Origin of the sequence: Weissella viridescens, from assembly GCF_003862435.1 — a bacterium.
Classification (GTDB): Bacteria; Bacillota; Bacilli; order Lactobacillales; family Lactobacillaceae; genus Weissella; species Weissella viridescens_A.
Map to the genome: position 1 here is coordinate 221,789 of NZ_RHGY01000001.1, position 17,355 is coordinate 239,143.

At 43.2% G+C, this 17,355-nt stretch carries 20 protein-coding genes and 1 other annotated feature; of the genes, 19 read left to right on the forward strand and 1 reads right to left on the reverse strand.

Annotation, left to right across the window (positions count from 1 at the left end; all coding sequences use genetic code 11):
• The first annotated feature begins 151 nt into the window (after positions 1-151).
• The 16 genes from D3P96_RS01175 (at position 152) to D3P96_RS01250 (ending at position 13,877) form a co-directional block, all read left to right on the forward strand.
• Positions 152-1,918 carry a hypothetical protein gene (locus D3P96_RS01175; RefSeq protein ID WP_124942580.1) on the forward strand — a complete coding sequence of 589 codons (1,767 nt, stop codon included), beginning with the start codon at positions 152-154 and terminating at the stop codon, positions 1,916-1,918.
• 83 nt (positions 1,919-2,001) lie between these two features.
• Positions 2,002-3,417, forward strand: a complete 1,416-nt coding sequence (gene cysS / locus D3P96_RS01180; protein ID WP_124942581.1) for a cysteine--tRNA ligase — start codon at positions 2,002-2,004, stop codon at positions 3,415-3,417.
• A 21-nt stretch (positions 3,418-3,438) separates the two neighbouring features.
• Positions 3,439-3,870: a Mini-ribonuclease 3 gene (locus D3P96_RS01185; RefSeq protein WP_057745257.1), complete on the forward strand. Its 432-nt coding sequence runs from the start codon at positions 3,439-3,441 to the stop codon at positions 3,868-3,870.
• Complete coding sequence (gene rlmB, locus D3P96_RS01190; RefSeq protein ID WP_124942582.1) at positions 3,851-4,711, forward strand: 23S rRNA (guanosine(2251)-2'-O)-methyltransferase RlmB; 861 nt, start codon at positions 3,851-3,853, stop codon at positions 4,709-4,711. The genes D3P96_RS01185 and rlmB overlap by 20 nt, the downstream gene beginning before the upstream one ends.
• A 260-nt stretch (positions 4,712-4,971) precedes the next feature.
• Positions 4,972-5,535: a hypothetical protein gene (locus D3P96_RS01195; protein ID WP_124942583.1), complete on the forward strand. Its 564-nt coding sequence runs from the start codon at positions 4,972-4,974 to the stop codon at positions 5,533-5,535.
• 81 nt (positions 5,536-5,616) lie between these two features.
• Positions 5,617-5,766, forward strand: a complete 150-nt coding sequence (rpmG, locus tag D3P96_RS01200) for a 50S ribosomal protein L33 (RefSeq protein WP_124942584.1) — start codon at positions 5,617-5,619, stop codon at positions 5,764-5,766.
• A gap of 22 nt (positions 5,767-5,788) precedes the next feature.
• Complete coding sequence (secE, locus tag D3P96_RS01205; RefSeq protein WP_124942585.1) at positions 5,789-5,959, forward strand: preprotein translocase subunit SecE; 171 nt, start codon at positions 5,789-5,791, stop codon at positions 5,957-5,959.
• A 93-nt stretch (positions 5,960-6,052) separates the two neighbouring features.
• Complete coding sequence (gene nusG, locus D3P96_RS01210) at positions 6,053-6,610, forward strand: transcription termination/antitermination protein NusG (RefSeq protein ID WP_072152316.1); 558 nt, start codon at positions 6,053-6,055, stop codon at positions 6,608-6,610.
• A gap of 137 nt (positions 6,611-6,747) precedes the next feature.
• Positions 6,748-7,173 (forward strand): 50S ribosomal protein L11, encoded by a 426-nt coding sequence (gene rplK / locus D3P96_RS01215; protein WP_057745270.1) that lies wholly within the window; start codon positions 6,748-6,750, stop codon positions 7,171-7,173.
• A gap of 99 nt (positions 7,174-7,272) precedes the next feature.
• Entirely contained in the window at positions 7,273-7,965 is a 693-nt protein-coding gene (rplA, locus tag D3P96_RS01220; protein ID WP_057745273.1) for a 50S ribosomal protein L1, read from the forward strand.
• Positions 7,966-8,037: 72 nt separating this feature from the next.
• Positions 8,038-8,165, forward strand: a sequence feature (ribosomal protein L10 leader region).
• Positions 8,166-8,189: 24 nt separating this feature from the next.
• Entirely contained in the window at positions 8,190-8,696 is a 507-nt protein-coding gene (gene rplJ, locus D3P96_RS01225; RefSeq protein WP_124942586.1) for a 50S ribosomal protein L10, read from the forward strand.
• Positions 8,697-8,790: 94 nt separating this feature from the next.
• Complete coding sequence (gene rplL, locus D3P96_RS01230; protein ID WP_124942587.1) at positions 8,791-9,159, forward strand: 50S ribosomal protein L7/L12; 369 nt, start codon at positions 8,791-8,793, stop codon at positions 9,157-9,159.
• A 244-nt stretch (positions 9,160-9,403) separates the two neighbouring features.
• On the forward strand, positions 9,404-10,141 hold the full coding sequence (locus D3P96_RS01235; RefSeq protein WP_124942588.1) for a metal ABC transporter ATP-binding protein: 738 nt from the start codon (positions 9,404-9,406) through the stop codon (positions 10,139-10,141).
• Between the two features lies 1 nt (position 10,142).
• The gene (locus D3P96_RS01240; RefSeq protein ID WP_124942589.1) at positions 10,143-10,997 is read left to right on the forward strand and encodes a metal ABC transporter permease; all 855 of its coding nucleotides are present in this window, start codon (positions 10,143-10,145) and stop codon (positions 10,995-10,997) included.
• Positions 10,990-11,949 (forward strand): metal ABC transporter solute-binding protein, Zn/Mn family, encoded by a 960-nt coding sequence (locus D3P96_RS01245; RefSeq protein WP_124942590.1) that lies wholly within the window; start codon positions 10,990-10,992, stop codon positions 11,947-11,949. The genes D3P96_RS01240 and D3P96_RS01245 overlap by 8 nt, the downstream gene beginning before the upstream one ends.
• A gap of 239 nt (positions 11,950-12,188) precedes the next feature.
• Positions 12,189-13,877: an NAD(P)/FAD-dependent oxidoreductase gene (locus D3P96_RS01250; RefSeq protein WP_124942591.1), complete on the forward strand. Its 1,689-nt coding sequence runs from the start codon at positions 12,189-12,191 to the stop codon at positions 13,875-13,877.
• A gap of 134 nt (positions 13,878-14,011) precedes the next feature.
• Here D3P96_RS01250 and D3P96_RS01255 read toward each other — a convergent pair whose 3' ends face one another.
• The gene (locus D3P96_RS01255; protein WP_057745294.1) at positions 14,012-14,614 is read right to left on the reverse strand and encodes a TrmH family RNA methyltransferase; all 603 of its coding nucleotides are present in this window, start codon (positions 14,612-14,614) and stop codon (positions 14,012-14,014) included.
• Positions 14,615-14,863: 249 nt separating this feature from the next.
• Between D3P96_RS01255 and D3P96_RS01260 the strand changes: the two genes are divergently transcribed.
• Genes D3P96_RS01260 through D3P96_RS01270 form a run of 3 tightly spaced genes read left to right on the forward strand, consistent with a single transcriptional unit; the run spans position 14,864 to position 17,335 of the window.
• Positions 14,864-15,706 carry an energy-coupling factor ABC transporter ATP-binding protein gene (locus tag D3P96_RS01260; RefSeq protein WP_124942592.1) on the forward strand — a complete coding sequence of 281 codons (843 nt, stop codon included), beginning with the start codon at positions 14,864-14,866 and terminating at the stop codon, positions 15,704-15,706.
• A complete protein-coding gene (locus D3P96_RS01265) occupies positions 15,682-16,545 on the forward strand; it encodes an energy-coupling factor transporter ATPase (RefSeq protein ID WP_124942593.1) in 864 nt (287 codons plus the stop codon). Before D3P96_RS01260 ends, D3P96_RS01265 begins: the two co-directional genes overlap by 25 nt.
• Positions 16,538-17,335 (forward strand): energy-coupling factor transporter transmembrane component T family protein, encoded by a 798-nt coding sequence (locus tag D3P96_RS01270; RefSeq protein ID WP_348542174.1) that lies wholly within the window; start codon positions 16,538-16,540, stop codon positions 17,333-17,335. The genes D3P96_RS01265 and D3P96_RS01270 overlap by 8 nt, the downstream gene beginning before the upstream one ends.
• Positions 17,336-17,355: the final 20 nt, after the last annotated feature.

Consider the following 17,355-nt stretch of genomic DNA (forward strand, 5'->3'; position numbering starts at 1 on the left):
AAACAAAACAGGCAATTCACAGGGCCAAATCTATAATTAACCTAAAAGTGTTTTAAGACTTTTAATAATCATAGTGACGGTTGTTGAATTACCTGTTTTTTCGTGCGAATATGAATTGACGGATAAAACTATACTCAAAGGTTAAAAAATAATGCATAAAATTCAGCTACACAAAAATATTAAAGCAGTCATCGTGATTTTGCTAATTTCAGCGGTGTTATTGTTACCAATGATACTAAATCACACTGCAATTATGGGCGTGGACAGTTACTTCCAAAATAACCGAATTTATGAAGCGGCGATGCAAATCAAGCATGGAAACTTCAGCTTCATGAATCTCTACTCATTTCAGCAGTCTGGACGGATTGTTAATGAAGTATATAGCCCGTTATTAGGCTATGTATTTGGGGCGCTTCTCCTAGTGACCGGAACATGGTTTAAATTTGAAGTTCTGGTAAACGGCATTTTGTTCTTTGCTGCCGGGACAACGACTTATTTTGCAGCACGTAAATTGCGCGTCCCTTTTAAAATGTCGATTGCGACGGCTGTCGTTTTCATGACATCGATTTCTATTTATGGATACATTTTTGGTGGCACTTGGCGTGCTTTTGCACTCGCATTGGTACCGCTACTAGTGATACCAATGGTAAATTTCTATAACCGAGATTGGTCAATACGCGCAATGTTGAGTTTAAGCGTGATTGTGGCAGCAATTTTCCAAGCCCAATTGCTCACGATGATGTTAGCACTACCATTCTTAGTGGTACCATTTATCGTGGGATGGTTGAAGACAAGCCGTAAGATCCAGGCGCTAGTGCGTTGTATCATGGCGGCTTTAATTGCTTTGGTACTAAGCTTGAATGTCATTTTGCCATACTTAGAATTGGTTAAGCAAAATACCCTTGTGCCACCAGTTTCAATGAACTTACAGAATGGGACGATGGACTTAATCATCCCAAATTCTGATCGACTTGATCGCACATTGATTAGTTTTATTTTGTATCTTGCCGTAGCCGGTATGATTATGTTTTGGCATAAGATTCAACCGATTGAAAAAATCATTACCATTATGGCCATCATCTATATCGTATTAGGATCATCTTTGGTGCCATGGCAAACCATCAATGAACAGTTCCCAGCATTACGTAATTTCCTACAAATGCCATCACGTCTTTCAATTATTGGCGTGCCGCTTTTGATGATTGGAACGGCAGCAATCTATACCAATATTTACCGTGCTAATCGTAGTGAAGTATTGAAGCAAGTTGTGTCATTTGTGACGATTGTGATGAGTATTATGGCTGTGATGAGCTTGCTCGTAACGTTTAACAAACGCGTGCTGGATTATCGCAATCCTGAGGTTTCAATTGCTAAGGGACTTGAAACAACGGATAACGTCTTGGTTGTCCGAGATGATAATGGTAAAAAACTAAATGCAATTACAGGCTTACAGCCAGCTTTGCACTCACATGATTTAAGTAAACTGATTACAGTCATTGATCGTGTAACACCGGACTATTTGCCAGTGAAGGTAGCCGACTATAGTAAGGTTAACTTTTACCAAGCATATCGGAAAGAAATTGCTGAGCAACGTACTGACTATCACCATGTTGTAAAACCAAATGGGGTATTAGAATTACGTTGGCAAGCTGAGAAATCAGGGATCCAAAACGTGCCTGCTGTGGCGTACTATCGCACTAAGGTTAAGCTCAATAACCATGTGATTAAGTCAAGCCAACGGAAAATCTCAGATGTTGGTAGCTTACAAGTTGACCAAAAGCAAGGGGAAAACGTCCTAAGTTTGCAGTATGTTCCTGCAAAATCAACGCTGATTGGTGTCTTAGTTGCGACCTGCGGTTGGGTAGTGGCGCTAATTGCTGTCGCGATTCTATCAATTCGCAAGCGCAGTGAATATTAATAACTTCAGATAAAACGACCAAAGCTTTTTGGTCGTTTTTTGTGTTAAACTAGAAATATTCTATAAGAAAAGGAACGGAGCTTATCATGAAAGTATTTAATACATTGAGCCTCACCAAAGAAGAGTTTATCCCCATGCATGAAAATGAGATTAATATGTATGTCTGTGGCCCTACTGTATATAACTACATTCATATTGGTAATGCACGTTCAGCGATTGCTTTTGATACGATTCGTCGTTATTTTGAATACAAAGGCTACAAGGTTAACTATGTTTCTAACTTCACGGACATTGATGACAAAATGATTACCACAGCTCGTGAACAAGGAACGACAGTGCCAGAACTTGCTGATAAATTTATTGCAGCTTATTTTGAAGATACAAAGCCTTTAAATATCAAGCCTGCAACCACCCAACCACGCGCAACGGATAACATTCCAGAGATTATTGAATTCGTCCAAGACTTAATCGATAATGGCTATGCCTATGAGTCAGAAGGGGACGTTTATTATCGTGCCCGTAAGTTTGATCACTACGGTGAATTAGCGCATCAAAATATTGATGACATGGAACACAATGCGGCGGGGCGTCTTGATGATGCCGAAATGGCACGTAAAGAAGATCCAATGGACTTCGCTGTTTGGAAAGCGGCTAAGCGTGATGATGAAATTGCGTGGGAGTCACCATGGGGCCAAGGCCGTCCTGGCTGGCACATTGAATGCTCGGTCATGTCAACGAAGTACCTTGGAAATCATTTTGATATTCACGGTGGTGGGATTGATTTAGCCTTTCCACATCACACGAATGAAATTGCCCAGTCTGAAGCTAAGACGGGTGAAACGTTTGTGAACAAGTGGTTGCATAACGGATTTGTTACTGTTGGGGATGCCGAAGAAAAGATGTCAAAGTCTTTGGGGAACTTCACAACAGTGCATGATTTGTTGCAACAAATCGATGATCCGATGGTATTGCGTTTCTTCATGGCAACAACCCAATACCGTCGTCCGATTGCGTTTTCTGAGCGGAATATGCAACAAGCTGAACGCAATTTGGAACGGATTCGGACAGGATACCGTAACGTGGCTTTCCGTGAAGGCGATGCTGTTGCTGGAACCGATGCGGATGTTATGGCTGAAATTGCTGAGTTGGTCGCTAAGTACGATGCAGCAATGGATGATGATTTCAATGTGCAAAATGCTTTGGCGGTCGTCTACGAATTAGTGGAACTTGCCAATAAGTATGCTGAACGCACAACTGTACACGTAGACACAGTGACAGAAATTATGCACCAAATTGAAACCTTGATGGGTGTCTTTGGGGTTGATGGCTTTAGCGCAGCACCAGATGCCGATGCAGAGATTCAAGCCTTAATTGATGAACGTGATGCAGCCCGCGCTAATCGCGACTTTAACCGTTCTGATGAAATCCGGGATACGCTCACGCAACAAGGCATTATTTTGGAAGACACACCACAAGGCACACGTTGGCATAAAGCCTAATGACCATAGAAAGAATGTAATATGAATTCAGATGAACTAGATTATCAACAAATGAATGGGCTTGATTTAGCCTATCTAGGTGACGCGGTATATGAAATTTATGTCCGCCAACACCTTTTGGCAATGGGATTAACCAAGCCACAACAATTGCAACGTCAATCAAAGCAATACGTTTCAGCTAAGGCGCATGCGGCCTTATTTGCATTAATGGAAGCCGAAGATTATTTGACTCCTGAAGAAATGACCTATTTCAAGCGGGGACGTAATGCAAATTCACATACAAAAGCTAAAAACACTGACGTGGTCAGTTACCGAATTTCAACTGGTTTTGAAGCCCTTGTTGGTTATCTTTATGCCAGTCATCAAATTGAACGCCTCGAGGAACTCGTAACCTGGGTATTCAAGCAAGTCGAAGATGGGAAGACAAAAGCAAATGGTACAACCAAAAAATAATAAGCAAAAAGGACGCCAAGACCGTCCTAAAAATCAGGATCGTCCAAAGCAAGCCAAGCGCGCACAAGCGCCTAAAGCGGTGACACCTGAAACTAATGCAACGGATGATGCTGAATTTATTTTCGGGATTCATGCAGCAACGGAAGCCTTAAATGGTGAGACGCAAATCAATAAGGTGTGGCTCCAATCTGGGTTGCAAGACAAGACCCGTAACGAACTAACCACTTTGGCGAAAAAGCGAGGCTTGATTATCCAAGATGCCCCTAAGGCTAAGTTGGATGAATTAACAAATGGCCAAAATCATCAAGGGGTCGTGCTTTCAATTGCGGCTTATGCTTACGCAAGTATTGATGATATGTTTGCCTTGGCAACTGAACGTGATGAAGCACCATTCATTTTGATTCTGGATTCAATTGAAGATCCACACAATCTGGGATCAATCTTGCGTACTGCTGATGCAGCTGGTGTGCACGGGATTATTATTCCTAAGCGTCGCGCTGTGCAATTGACGGCTACGGTCGCCAAGACGTCAACGGGGGCAATTGAGCACGTTCCGGTGGCCCGCGTCACTAACCTTGTGCAAACCGTCGAGAAATTGAAGGAACAAGGCCTTTGGGTCTTTGGGACGGATATGGACGGGGCCGATTATCGTCGTTGGAATGCCCAAGGCCCAACTGCTTTAATTATTGGTAACGAAGGGAAGGGCATTTCCCCCTTGCTGAAAAAGGCTGTGGATGAGACCCTTTCAATTCCAATGATTGGGCATGTCCAAAGTTTGAATGCGTCAGTTGCCGCGAGTCTTTTGATTTATCAAGGCTTTAACTCACGCCATCCTTTATAAGATAAACGAAACGCCTGATATGCATCAGGCGTTTTCTTTTTGCAAGTGGGGCAGCCACCGCGACATATTGGTCCTGAATTTTGGTGTGGATTTCTGACGGTTGGTATGAAAAAAGACATCAACCACTGACTGATAAGGCCGTTTTAGCCCCGGCGGCATGAGAAAAAGCATATCGAAAAACATAATGTACCAACTGACGAACATAGGCTTGCATTGACTTTTGGAACCTCACATAATAAATCCTCCAAAGGGGGATGCCAATGTTAACAAAGCAAGAGAAACAAGAAATGTTAGTCGCGGCCATTGCTGGGGATGAGCAAGCGTTGGAGCAAGTCATACATGAATTTGATGGTTGGATCTGGCGTCAATATACCCAACAGCGGGTTCGCCCTAAACCAGATGATTGGTACCATGAATGTCGATTAGTCATGTATCGCTGTTTAGCAAAGCTTCCCAAACAGCATTGGGGTGTGTTGACGAGTTACTTTCAACGGGCAGTTTATCACCATGTGACAACCATTTGGCGTAAAGAATTTCAGGTGAAGTTTGAGACCGTCTTGTCAGATGAGTGTTTGGCATATTTACCGGAGGTGACTCAGCAAAGCTTGCCCGCCAGTGCCCAAGTTGAGTGGATTGATTTAAAAGGGCGGATTCAAGCAGAGTTGAAACCAGCACAACGTCAATTACTGCAGATGCGTTTGCAAGGGTATCCGTTAAAAGAGTGCGCCGCGCAGCTACAGTGTTCAGTTTCATGGTGTTGCCAACAGTGGCGGGTCATTCAAAAGTATTTCGATTGTTTGAAACAACACTGCTTTTATCGATGAATGTGTCGATTTAGACTGTTGTTTCTGCTAAAACATGGTACACTATACGATATGAAATAAAAAAGTAAGGCGGGATTTAACATGGCCCAGAAGAAAGTTGCATTGGCGTGCAGTGAATGTGGTTCACGAAACTACACAATTGCCAAAAAGCCAGACCGCTCAACTCGGTTAGAAGTCAAAAAGTATTGCAAGTATTGCGAGAAACATACCATTCATCGCGAAACCATGTAAAACAATGTAAAGGAGAGTAGGCATGAAATTTATTAAAAGCGTTTTTGCAGAAATGAAGAAAGTGACGTGGCCAACATTCAACCAGAATATTCATGATACAACGGTTGTTATCTTGACTAGCCTCTTCTTTGCATTGTTCTTGGGAAGTGCAGATTGGATTTTCGAACAAGGGATTACGTTCTTGTCGAAATAACCGGACTGAGTTATAATAAAATCAATAACGAGCAAACAATAAACTAACCTCCAATCGTGGGGGTTTTTATTTAGCATAAATTTAGGAGGCAACATGGCAGACGAATCTTTTGACAACCAATGGTATGTGATCCACACGTATTCAGGATACGAAAACAGTGTGAAGACTAACCTTGAATCTCGAATCGAAACAATGGGGATGACGGATTATATTTTCCGCGTTGTGGTTCCAGAACGTGAAGTAACAGTAAACGAAAACGGTGAAACTAAGGTTGTTAAGGAAAACGACTTCCCTGGTTACGTTTTGGTTGAAATGGTGATGACAGACGAAGCTTGGTATGTCGTTCGTAACACCCCAGGTGTTACTGGATTCTTAGGTTCTCACGGTGGTGGTTCAAAGCCAACGTCATTGTTGCCTGAAGAAGTTGACGAAATGTTGGCCCGCGTTGAAGATACACAACGTGATGTAGTTGACCATATCGATGCTGAAGTTGGAGATGTGGTAAACATCACGAGCGGATCATTTGAAGGTATGGAAGGAACAATCACGGATATCGATAACGATAAGCAAGAAGTCACTGTATTGGTTAACTTCTTGGGTCGTGAGACACCAACAGAAATTTCATTCGCTGACGTTAAGCCAGTCGTTTAAAAAAACATTTCCCCTCGGGCTTGCAAAAGTTCGAGGGGTTTATTATAATACATTAGGTATGCGTGGTGACACGTATATGTGGGAGGCGGAAATCGAAACTCGCCATTTATACCACAAACACGAAGGAGGAAACAATCGTGGCTAAGAAAGTTTCAAGTATTGTTAAGTTGCAGATTCCAGCCGGTAAGGCTACACCTGCACCACCAGTTGGACCTGCATTGGGTCAAGCCGGTGTTAACATCATGGGATTCGCAAAGGAATTTAACGCACGTACTGCTGATCAAGACGGTATGCTAATTCCAGTAGTTATTACTGTATATGAGGATCGTTCATTCGAGTTCGTCACTAAGACGCCACCTGCAGCTGTATTGCTAAAGAAGGCCGCTGGTGTTGAAAAGGGTTCTGGAGAACCTAACACGAAGAAGGTCGCTACAGTTACTGCTGCTCAAGTTCGTGAGATTGCGGAAACTAAGATGCAAGATCTAAACGCGGCTGATGTGGAAGCAGCAGCTCGCATGATCGAAGGTACTGCACGTTCAATGGGCTTCACTGTTGAAGGCTAATCTAGCGTTTTAGTACGGATCGCATAGGAAACTAAGCATGATCAAGCGGGAGGTCTTGGACGACCATTTGACCGCATTTGCAAGGAGGAATAGCTACCCATGGCTAAGAAGTATGGTAAAAAGTATATCGCAGCTGCAGAAAAGGTTGATAGTGACAAGTTGTACTCTATCGACGAAGCAGCCGCTTTGGTAAAAGATATTGATTTTGCTAAGTTTGATGCAACTGTTGAAATTGCATTTAACTTAAACGTTGATACGCGTCAAGCTGATCAACAATTACGTGGTGCCGTTGTTTTGCCTAACGGTACTGGTAAGGACCAAACTGTTGTGGTCTTTGCTCAAGGAGATAAGGCTAAAGAAGCTGAAGCAGCTGGTGCCGACGTTGTTGGTGCTGCTGATTTGGTACAACGCATTTCTGACGGTTGGTTGGACTTTGACGTTGCCATTGCTACACCTGACATGATGGCGCAAGTTGGTCGTGTTGGACGTACATTGGGACCTAAGGGCTTGATGCCTAACCCTAAGACTGGAACTGTTACATTTGACGTGGCTAAGGCCGTTTCTGACGCTAAGTCAGGTCAAGTAACATACCGTACAGACCGTGACGGAAACGTTGCAGTTCCTGCCGGTAAGGTTTCATTCGATGCTGATAAGTTAGCTGGAAACCTTAAGGCTTTGGGAGACCTAATCCTTAAGGCACGTCCTTCATCAGTTAAGGGAACATACGTACAACACGTATCAATTTCTTCAACATTTGGACCTGCTATCAACATCGACCCAACTTCATTGTAATTTATTAGTTACTAATAAATTTTAAGTTGGATGTTTGTTGACGCTTCCTCGGATAACTGATATAGTAATCTGAGTAATAAATAGATTCTACCTAAGACGCAGGTGTCGTAAGACTTAATATCCAGCCGAGGAAGTGCAAAAAACGCGAAAGCGACTTTTGACCCTCGGTACAATCGTGCCGAGGGTTTTAGTTAGGATCAAATCTAAATAGGAGGAATGATACCATGAGTGAAGCAACTATTGCTTTAAAAGCACAACAAGTTGAAGAAGCTGCTGACAAGTTCAAGCAAGCCGCTTCAGCCATTGTTGTTGACGTACGTGGATTGACTGTTGCTGAGTCAACTGATCTACGTTCAGCTTTGCGCCAAGAAGGTGTACAACTACAAGTTATCAAGAACAAGGTTTTGACTCGTGCAGCTGATGCTGCCGGTCTTTCTGACTTGAATGATTTGTTTGCTGGACCTTCAGCTGTCGCATTCTCAAACGAAGACCCTATTGCCCCTGCTCGTATTTTGAAGAAGTATTCTGATTCAATCGAAGCATTGGAAATCAAGGGTGGTGTGGTTGACGGACATGTTGTTTCTGTTGAAGAAATCAACAAGTACGCTTCATTGCCAGACCGCGATGGTTTGCTATCAATGTTGTTGTCAACATTGCAAGCACCTGTCCGTAACGTCGCTTACGCTATTAACGCTGTTAAGGACGCTAAGGAAGAAACAGAAGAAGCTTAATTCGTTAAGTTTTGCCTGTTAATCCGTGAGTTTACTCACACACAACATAAACTAAAACATACCGCAAGGTACAATATAATTGGAGGATTTTATCATGGCTTTTGATAAGGATTCAATCATTGCTCAATTGAAGGAAGCAACGATTATGGACTTGGCTGACTTGGTTTCAGCTATCGAAGAAGAATTTGGTGTTTCAGCTGCTGCCCCTGTAGCCGCTGCTGGTGCTGCTGGTGGAGACGCCGCTGCTGCTAAGACTGAATTTGATGTTGAATTGACTTCAGCTGGTTCAGCTAAGATCAAGGTTATCAAGGCAGTTCGTGAAGCAACTGGCTTGGGCTTGAAGGAAGCTAAGGACTTGGTTGATGGTGCACCATCAATCGTTAAGGAAGGTTTGTCAGAAGATGACGCCAACGCCTTGAAGTCACAAATCGAAGAAGCTGGTGGTTCAGCAGAATTGAAGTAATTCTGTTACCATTAACTTTAAAAAACAGTACTCTCCGGAGTGCTGTTTTTTTTATGCCAAAATTGCATAATACCAGTACGTAAAACGGTTTAAAAATCGCTGATTTGATACATGATTGAAACATCATTACATTTATTTTTCAATCAGTGAAAAACGATTGTTCTCTGCGACTAAATTTGTTAAATTATTCAAGTAGCAAAATAAAAAAGTTTTATCACCGATAAAACTATTTTTGGAGGATATAATGTTAGAAGTCAAAAATTTGACCGTCGGCTATACAGCAACGCCGGTTTTTGAAGATTTATCAGTTAAGTTTGAACCTGGTAAAATTACTGGAATTATCGGGCCAAACGGTGCTGGTAAGTCTACCTTGATTAAGTCAATTCTAGGGTTAATCAAGAAACAATCAGGTGACGTTAAGCTAGATGGACAAGAAGTGAGCAAAGTTCGTCAAAAGACGGCCTACGTTGAACAACGTGCCAATTTAGATATGAGCTTTCCTATCAACGTTTTTGACGTGGTTTTAACAGGGACCTATGGTCGGTTAGGATTATTCAAAAGCCCTGGTGCGAAAGAAAAGGCCGCTGCAAGCGATGCCTTAGAACAATTGAAGCTTTCTGAATTTAAGAAGCGTCAAATTGGAGAATTGTCTGGTGGACAACTTCAACGTGTCTTCGTTGCGCGTGCCGTCGTGCAAGAAGCAGAAGTGGTTATCTTAGATGAACCATTCGTTGGAATAGATATGAAGTCTGAAGCTGATATCATGCGCATTCTAAAGCTATGGCGTGATCAAGGTAAGACAATCATCGTTATTCACCACGATTTGAACAAGGTGACGGAATACTTTGATGACCTTGTCATCATGAACCACGGTATTGTAGCTGCTGGTCCCGTTGCTGACGTGTATACACGTGAAAATATTGGGCATGCCTTCTCTGCTGATCTTGGAAATGTCCTATTTGAAGACAAGGGGGAAGCCTAATATGTTTGCTAGTATTACAGAATTCGTCTCAGCCTTAGGGCAATATAACTTCTTGCAAAGTGCTTTGATGGCCTCAATTATGGTCGGAATTATGTCAGGACTCATTGGAAGTTTCATTATTTTGCGTGGCATGTCATTGATGGGTGATGCCATTTCTCACTCAGTGTTACCTGGTGTGGCAGTGGCCTACATGCTCGGAATTAACCTAATGCTTGGTGCAACAGCCTTTGGGGTCTTAGCTGCACTTTTGATTGGTTATGTTTCACAACATAGTAAGTTGAAGAACGATACATCAATTGGAATTGTCTTCTCAGCATTCTTTGCATTGGGATTCATTTTGATTTCAATGGCAGGATCATCAACTAACTTGCACCACATTCTTTTCGGTAATGTCTTGGCCGTTTCAGACTCAGACTTGTTGACAACAGTGATTATTCTTGCAATTGTTGTGATTTTCGTTGTCTTTGCCTATAAGGAACTGTTGGTGACATCATTTGATGAAACATTCGCTAAGTCATACGGATTGAACACTACTGTGATGCAATACGCATTGATGATTGTTTTGACGTTGGTAACGGTATCAGCACTACAAACAGTTGGTCTGATTTTGATTGTGGCAATGTTGATTACACCTGCAGCAACAGCCTTTCTTTGGACAAACCGTCTGTCAATCATGTTGGTTTTGGCGTCAATCTTTGGGGTGATTGCGTCAACGATTGGTCTTTATCTTTCATACACATTTGACTGGGCATCAGGTCCAGCCATCGTCTTGGTTGCTGCGGCAATCTTTATGGTTTCGTTTCTTATTGCACCAAAGCAAGGCTTTTTTCAAAAACTAGGGGGAAAACATGTTTAAGAAATTATTGGTAACGTTTGCTGCGTTGGCAGTCGTTGTTGGGGGTGTCTTTTGGTTTGTGAACGGTCGTGAGGCCCAAACATCAAAGACAAACGATAAGTTGAAAGTTGTGACAACAAACTCAATCTTAGAAGATATGGTTGAACAAGTTGGTGGTGACGATGTTGAAGTTTACAGTATCGTAAGCCGTGGAACAGATCCACACGAATACGATCCCACAACTAAGGATATTCAAGCGACGACTGATGCGGATGTTATTTTCCATAATGGGTTGAATCTTGAAACTGGTGGAAGTGGTTGGTTTACAAAGTTGACGAAGACAGCGAACAAGAAGGACAACGAACAAGTCTTTGCTGCTTCTCAACACGTTAAGCCACTGCACTTAACAACAAACAAGAACGAAGAAGATCCACACGCTTGGTTAGACCTACAAAACGGAATCAAGTATGTTGAAGAGATTACTGAAGTTTTGAAGGATAAGTCTTCAGACGATGCAGCAAAGCGCATTCAACAACGTGCGGATCAATATATTGATGAACTTGATGCCTTGGATACTGAAGCCAAAACTAAGTTCAAGGATGTACCTGAGAACCAACGCTTGTTGGTAACCTCAGAAGGTGCCTTCAAGTACTTCTCAAAGGCTTATGGCATCACACCAGCGTACATCTGGGAAATCAATACTGAATCACAAGGAACACCTGAACAAATGAAGCAAGTGTTAGCTAAGGTTAACAAGTCAGATGTTAAGTCATTGTTTGTGGAAAGTTCAGTATCACCTAAGTCAATGGAAAAGGTTTCTAAGGAAACTGGATTACCAATTTATTCAAAAATCTATACAGATTCATTAGCCAAGAAGGGTACTGATGGAGATACGTATTATGACATGGTAAGATGGAACATTGACCATATTCATGCTGGTATGAAGGGCGATAAGAAGGAAGCAACTGAATAAAGAATTGCTAAAAACGGATTGTGAAAACAATTCGTTTTTTGTTTTAAAATCGAACAATATACACGGTTGAATATATTTATTTATCGTTGGAATTTTGTAGAAAACCAGTGGTAATCAAAGGTCTAAATAGTTATACTTCACCTTAAAGCATCCATAATCGTCCTGTACAAATTGTGAAATTTAGTCTAAAATGGTACTTGATTATAAAAATATGCACTTAATATTAAGGAGATTTTCATATGGCAACTAAAAATGTCGTAGTTGTAGGAGCCGGTTTTGCTGGTATCACTGCAACGCGAAAGTTGGCAAAGCAATTAAAAGGGACTGATTACCAAATTGTTTTGATCGATAAGCATTCATTCATGACTTACATGACTGAATTACACGAAGTCGCTACTGGACGTGTCCATCCTGAACACGTTCGTAAGGATTTGGGAACTTTGTTCCACAAAGACAAGAACGTTAAGTTGGTTACGGCTGAAGTAAATGACATCGATAAGGATCAAAAGATTGTTAAGACTTCAGTTGGCGATGTTCCTTATGAAAAGCTTGTTTTGGCAACTGGTGGAACGACAAATACTTTCGGTACTCCTGGTGTCGAAGAATTTGGTTACACGCTTTGGTCATATGAAGAAGCGCTTCGTTTGCGCGAACACATTGAAGATGTTATCCGCCGTGGAGCCGTTGAATTGGATCCTGAAAAGCGCGCAGCAATGTTGCACATTGTTGTGGTTGGATCTGGATTTACTGGTGCTGAATTAGCTGGTGAATTGATGGACCAACGTCACAGCTTAGCCCTTTCAAATGGTCTTGACGAAGATGAAATCAAGATTGATATCATCGAAGCTGCACCAACAATCTTGAACATGTTGACTAAGCGTAACTTGGCCGATAAGGCTGAGAAGCACTTCGAAGCGCACAATGTGCACATCCACAAGTCAACTTCAGTTGTTGAAGTGAAGGAAAATGCGGCTGTCCTAAAGGACGGTTCAGAAATCCCTACACAAACTTTGATCTGGACTGCCGGTGTTAAGGCTAAAGATCAAGGCGCACAATGGGGTCTTGACCTTGGACCTGGTGCTCGTTTCATGGCTGATGAATATTCTCGTGCCGTTGGTTACGAAGATATTTATGTTTCTGGTGATGCGGCTGCATACCAAGATCCAAAGCTTGCTGATCCAAACAACAAGCGTGCCGGATGGACACCACAAACAGTTGAAGGAGCAGAATCTGCTTCTAACACGATTGTGCCTAACATTGTCTACGATTTGACACAAAAGGGTCAACGTAAGCAATTCAAGGGTCGTTACCAAGGTTATGCCGTTTCAATTGGTTCACGTTACGCCGTTGGTGTTTTGGATCAAATCGGAAACGTTAAGATTGGTAAGTCTGGAATTGGTCTTTCAGGATTCTTCGCCAACATGTTCAAGCACGTGATTAACATTTACTTCTACTTGCAAATTCACAGCTTCTACTACTTGGGTCACTACCTACGTGATGAATTCTTTAACGCACCAGATGGTCGTGAACCATTCTTCGGTTGGGCTTCACGTCACGCCAATGTCTTGTTCACACTTCCATTGCGTATCATCTTGGGTATCACTTGGATTACCTTCGGTTCAGCGTCAGTCTTTGCTGGTAGCTGGATTGGTATCGTCTTGGCATTGATTGGTTGGTTCATGACCTTTGGTTTGTTCACATCAATCGCCGGATTTGTTGGTATCGTGATGACATTTGTCCTTATGGTAATGACACGCTCAGACATTACTTTGTTCTTGTTCGCCCCAGCTTCATTGGCTGTGATGAACGGATCAGGTCGTGTACTTGGTTTGGATTACTGGGTAATGCCTTGGTTGGAACGTAAGTTGAACATTTCATTCCACGGTAAGCAAAAGTCAATCTACAACGAATACAAAGAAAAGAAATAAGCATTCATAACCGTTTCGGTCGGCCAAGTAGGGTCCCCGAAGCGGTTTTTTTTTGCTGTCGGGCCAGATGAAAATTTTCATCCGCCCCACGATAAGTGCACAAAAAAACACGGCGCAGTTGGCCGTGTTTTTGTTTATTCTTGTGGCATATGTTGGCTGGCATAAAAGGCAGCGATAATCCCGTTGGCAACGCTGACGTTGACTGAACGAACGCTCCCGTATTGGGGGATGTAGACCATGGCGTCGGCAGCTTCGATCAAGTCATCTGCCAAACCGAGTTGCTCTTCACCAAAGAGGAAGGCTGACTTTTCAGGGAACTCCGTCTTATAAAGTGATTGGGGGTTGTAGCCTGGCGTATTGTCAACGGCGTAAATTGTATAGCCTTCGTCATGCAATTGGTCGAACACTTCTTGATAGTCGGTCACACGGTGGTGCTCGATTGACTCGTAGTTTTGCGTACCAAGCGCTCCGCGACGATCCCACTTCTTGGCACCTTCAGGGTCGTCCATGTGCGTGCGGTTTTCAGGGTTCAAGAAAATGAGCTTACGCATCCCAAACGCATTACTGTTGCGGACGGCAGAAGCCTTGTTAAAGTCATGGCTTAGATTTTGCATAATTGCCACCATCTTACCGCGGCGTGAGTTCAATGTATCGCGGATGTACTCGTCTGATTGCCCCTTAAAATAATCGGTCACGTTTCGGTAGTCGTTTGAACGACTTAAATCAATATCACTCATAGTCTCGTTTTCCTTTGGTTTTAGTTTAATGAAAGCAGTTTGTGGTGGATGGGCCTTGGTGGTCGGCCACTTTTGATGCGTTGAACCGATATGGTGTGGTCTAACGCCGTGCTTTTTTTGTCATTTACTAGTATAGGGCATTCTATTGCCCAAATAAACACTCTTTTTATTAGGGAAATCACGCCATTTGAATAAATATTTGGTATTATAATCTAATAGCACATTATTCTGAAATGGAGGAACACCAGTATGCAACCGATTATCGAATTTAAAGATGTGTCATTCACATATCCTAATGCGGACGCACCAGCTTTAAATCATTTGAATTTAACCATTAATGCCGGCGATTGGGTCGCAATTATTGGGCATAACGGTTCAGGTAAATCGACGTTTGCCAAGCTGATCAATTATCTGCTCGTACCTAGCGCTGGAAGCATTACGGTTGATGGCGTTCCCGTTGACGAAGAACACATGTACACCATTCGTGATTTAGTGGGGATGGTGTTCCAAAACCCTGATAACCAGTTCGTTGGGGCGACGGTCGCTGATGATGTGGCGTTTGGTTTGGAAAATCGCCAAGTCCCACGTGAAGAGATGCTGAAGATTGTACCGGAAGCTTTAAAGCGGGTGCAGATGGATCAGTTTTCTGATCGTGAACCGGCCCGTCTATCGGGTGGGCAAAAGCAACGTGTGGCGATGGCCTCAGTTTTGGCGATCGAACCTAAGATTTTGATTTTAGATGAAGCAACGTCAATGCTAGATCCTAAGGGGCGTCGTGAAATGATTAAACTCGTTCGTGAGTTGAAACAGGAAATGGGTGATACCTTAACCGTGCTGTCGATTACCCATGATATCGACGAAGCTGCTAGTGCGGACCAAGTCGTGATTCTGAACGATGGTGAAATTAATGATGTTGATACACCAGAAGTGATTTTCTCAAATGCAGATCGCTTAAAGGAGCTGGGACTGGCCGTACCATTCGCTGAACAACTGAAAGAAAAATTGATTGCGCGTGGTGTGAACGTGCCTGAAACCTATCAAACAACAGAAGGGATGGTCGATTGGATATGGCAATTACATTCAAAGATGTAGCATTTACCTACCAAGCTGGCACTCCCTTTGCGACACCAGCCCTACATGATGTGAACTTTACGATTCCTGAGCACAGCTTTACCGCTGTGATTGGGCATACCGGTTCGGGTAAGTCGACGATGGTGCAACAATTGGATGGACTGGCATTACCAACCTCAGGATCAATTCAAATTGGCGACACGACGATGGACGCGGAAACGGACAAGAAGACCTTGAACCAGATTCGCCGTCATATTGGGATGGTTTTCCAATTCCCAGAAGCCCAATTGTTTGAGCAAAGTGTCATCGCGGACGTCATGTTCGGACCGATGAACTATGGCATGAGCAAGGCTGATGCAGAAGTCGCTGCTAAGAAAGCATTGCAACTGGTGGGGATGCCTGAAAATAGTTATGAGAAATCACCATTCGACTTGTCAGGTGGGCAAATGCGCCGAGTTGCGATTGCGGGTGTGATTGCGATGGAGCCTGAGATTCTGGTGTTGGATGAACCAACGGCCGGACTTGATCCGGAAGGACAACAGGAGTTGATGACACTGTTCGCCACCTTACAAAAGGAACACAATCTAACGGTAATTTTGATTACGCACCAAATGGAATTTGTTGGTGAATATGCCGATAACGTATTGGTCTTTGATGGCGGAACCGTTGTGAAGTCTGGAACACCGGAAACGGTCTTCGCAGATAGCAACTGGCTCCGCGAACGTCAGCTTGATGTGCCAGCAGCCACGCAATTTGCGGATATGTTGCAAGCCAAGGGGATGCCAATCGAGCACGTCCTTGATTTGGACCAATTGGCAGATCAAGTGGTCAACCTGATTGGAGGGCCAACTGATGAATAAACTGATTTTAGGGCGTTACTTACCCGGTGATTCTTGGATGCATCGCTTGGATGCACGAACGAAGTTCATCTTAAGTATGGTTTTCATTTTCGTGATTTTCTTAGCGAACAACGTTTACGGTTATCTCTTTGCGGCCGCGTTCGTCGGCTTGAGTATTTACATGACTGGTTTAGGCATTAAAGTTTTCTTCGATGGCTTGAAACCACTGGCAATGTTGATGTTCATCACAACGCTACTGCAGTTATTCTTTATGAATACTGGAACGGTGCTGTTCCATTGGTGGATCTTCACGATTACCACCGACGGGGTCATCAATAGTGTGGTTGTGTTCGTGCGGTTCATGTTAATTATCATGTTCACGACGATTTTGACGCTAACCACACCACCACTAGAAGTTGCCGATGCGATGGAGTCCTTGATGAAACCATTGCGTAAGATTGGCGTACCAGTGTCTGAATTAGCCCTTATGGTGTCAATTGCGCTCCGTTTCGTACCAACCTTGATGGATGAAGCGGAATCAATTATGAACGCACAGCGCGCCCGTGGGGTCGCTTTCAACGAGGGTGGCTTAATCAAACGCGCCAAATCATATATTCCACTGCTCATTCCACTCTTTGTGAACGCGATTAAACGCGCCATTGAGTTGGGCGATGCCATGGAAGCCCGCGGTTATCGTGATGGGGAGCACCGGACCAAGTTCCGCGTTCTGCAATTCACCAAAATTGACGGGGTCGCGTTTGTGGCTTTCTTGATTTTTGCCATCGGCTTATATGCCACACGCTTTATTTAAAACTACAAAAGAAGGAGGGC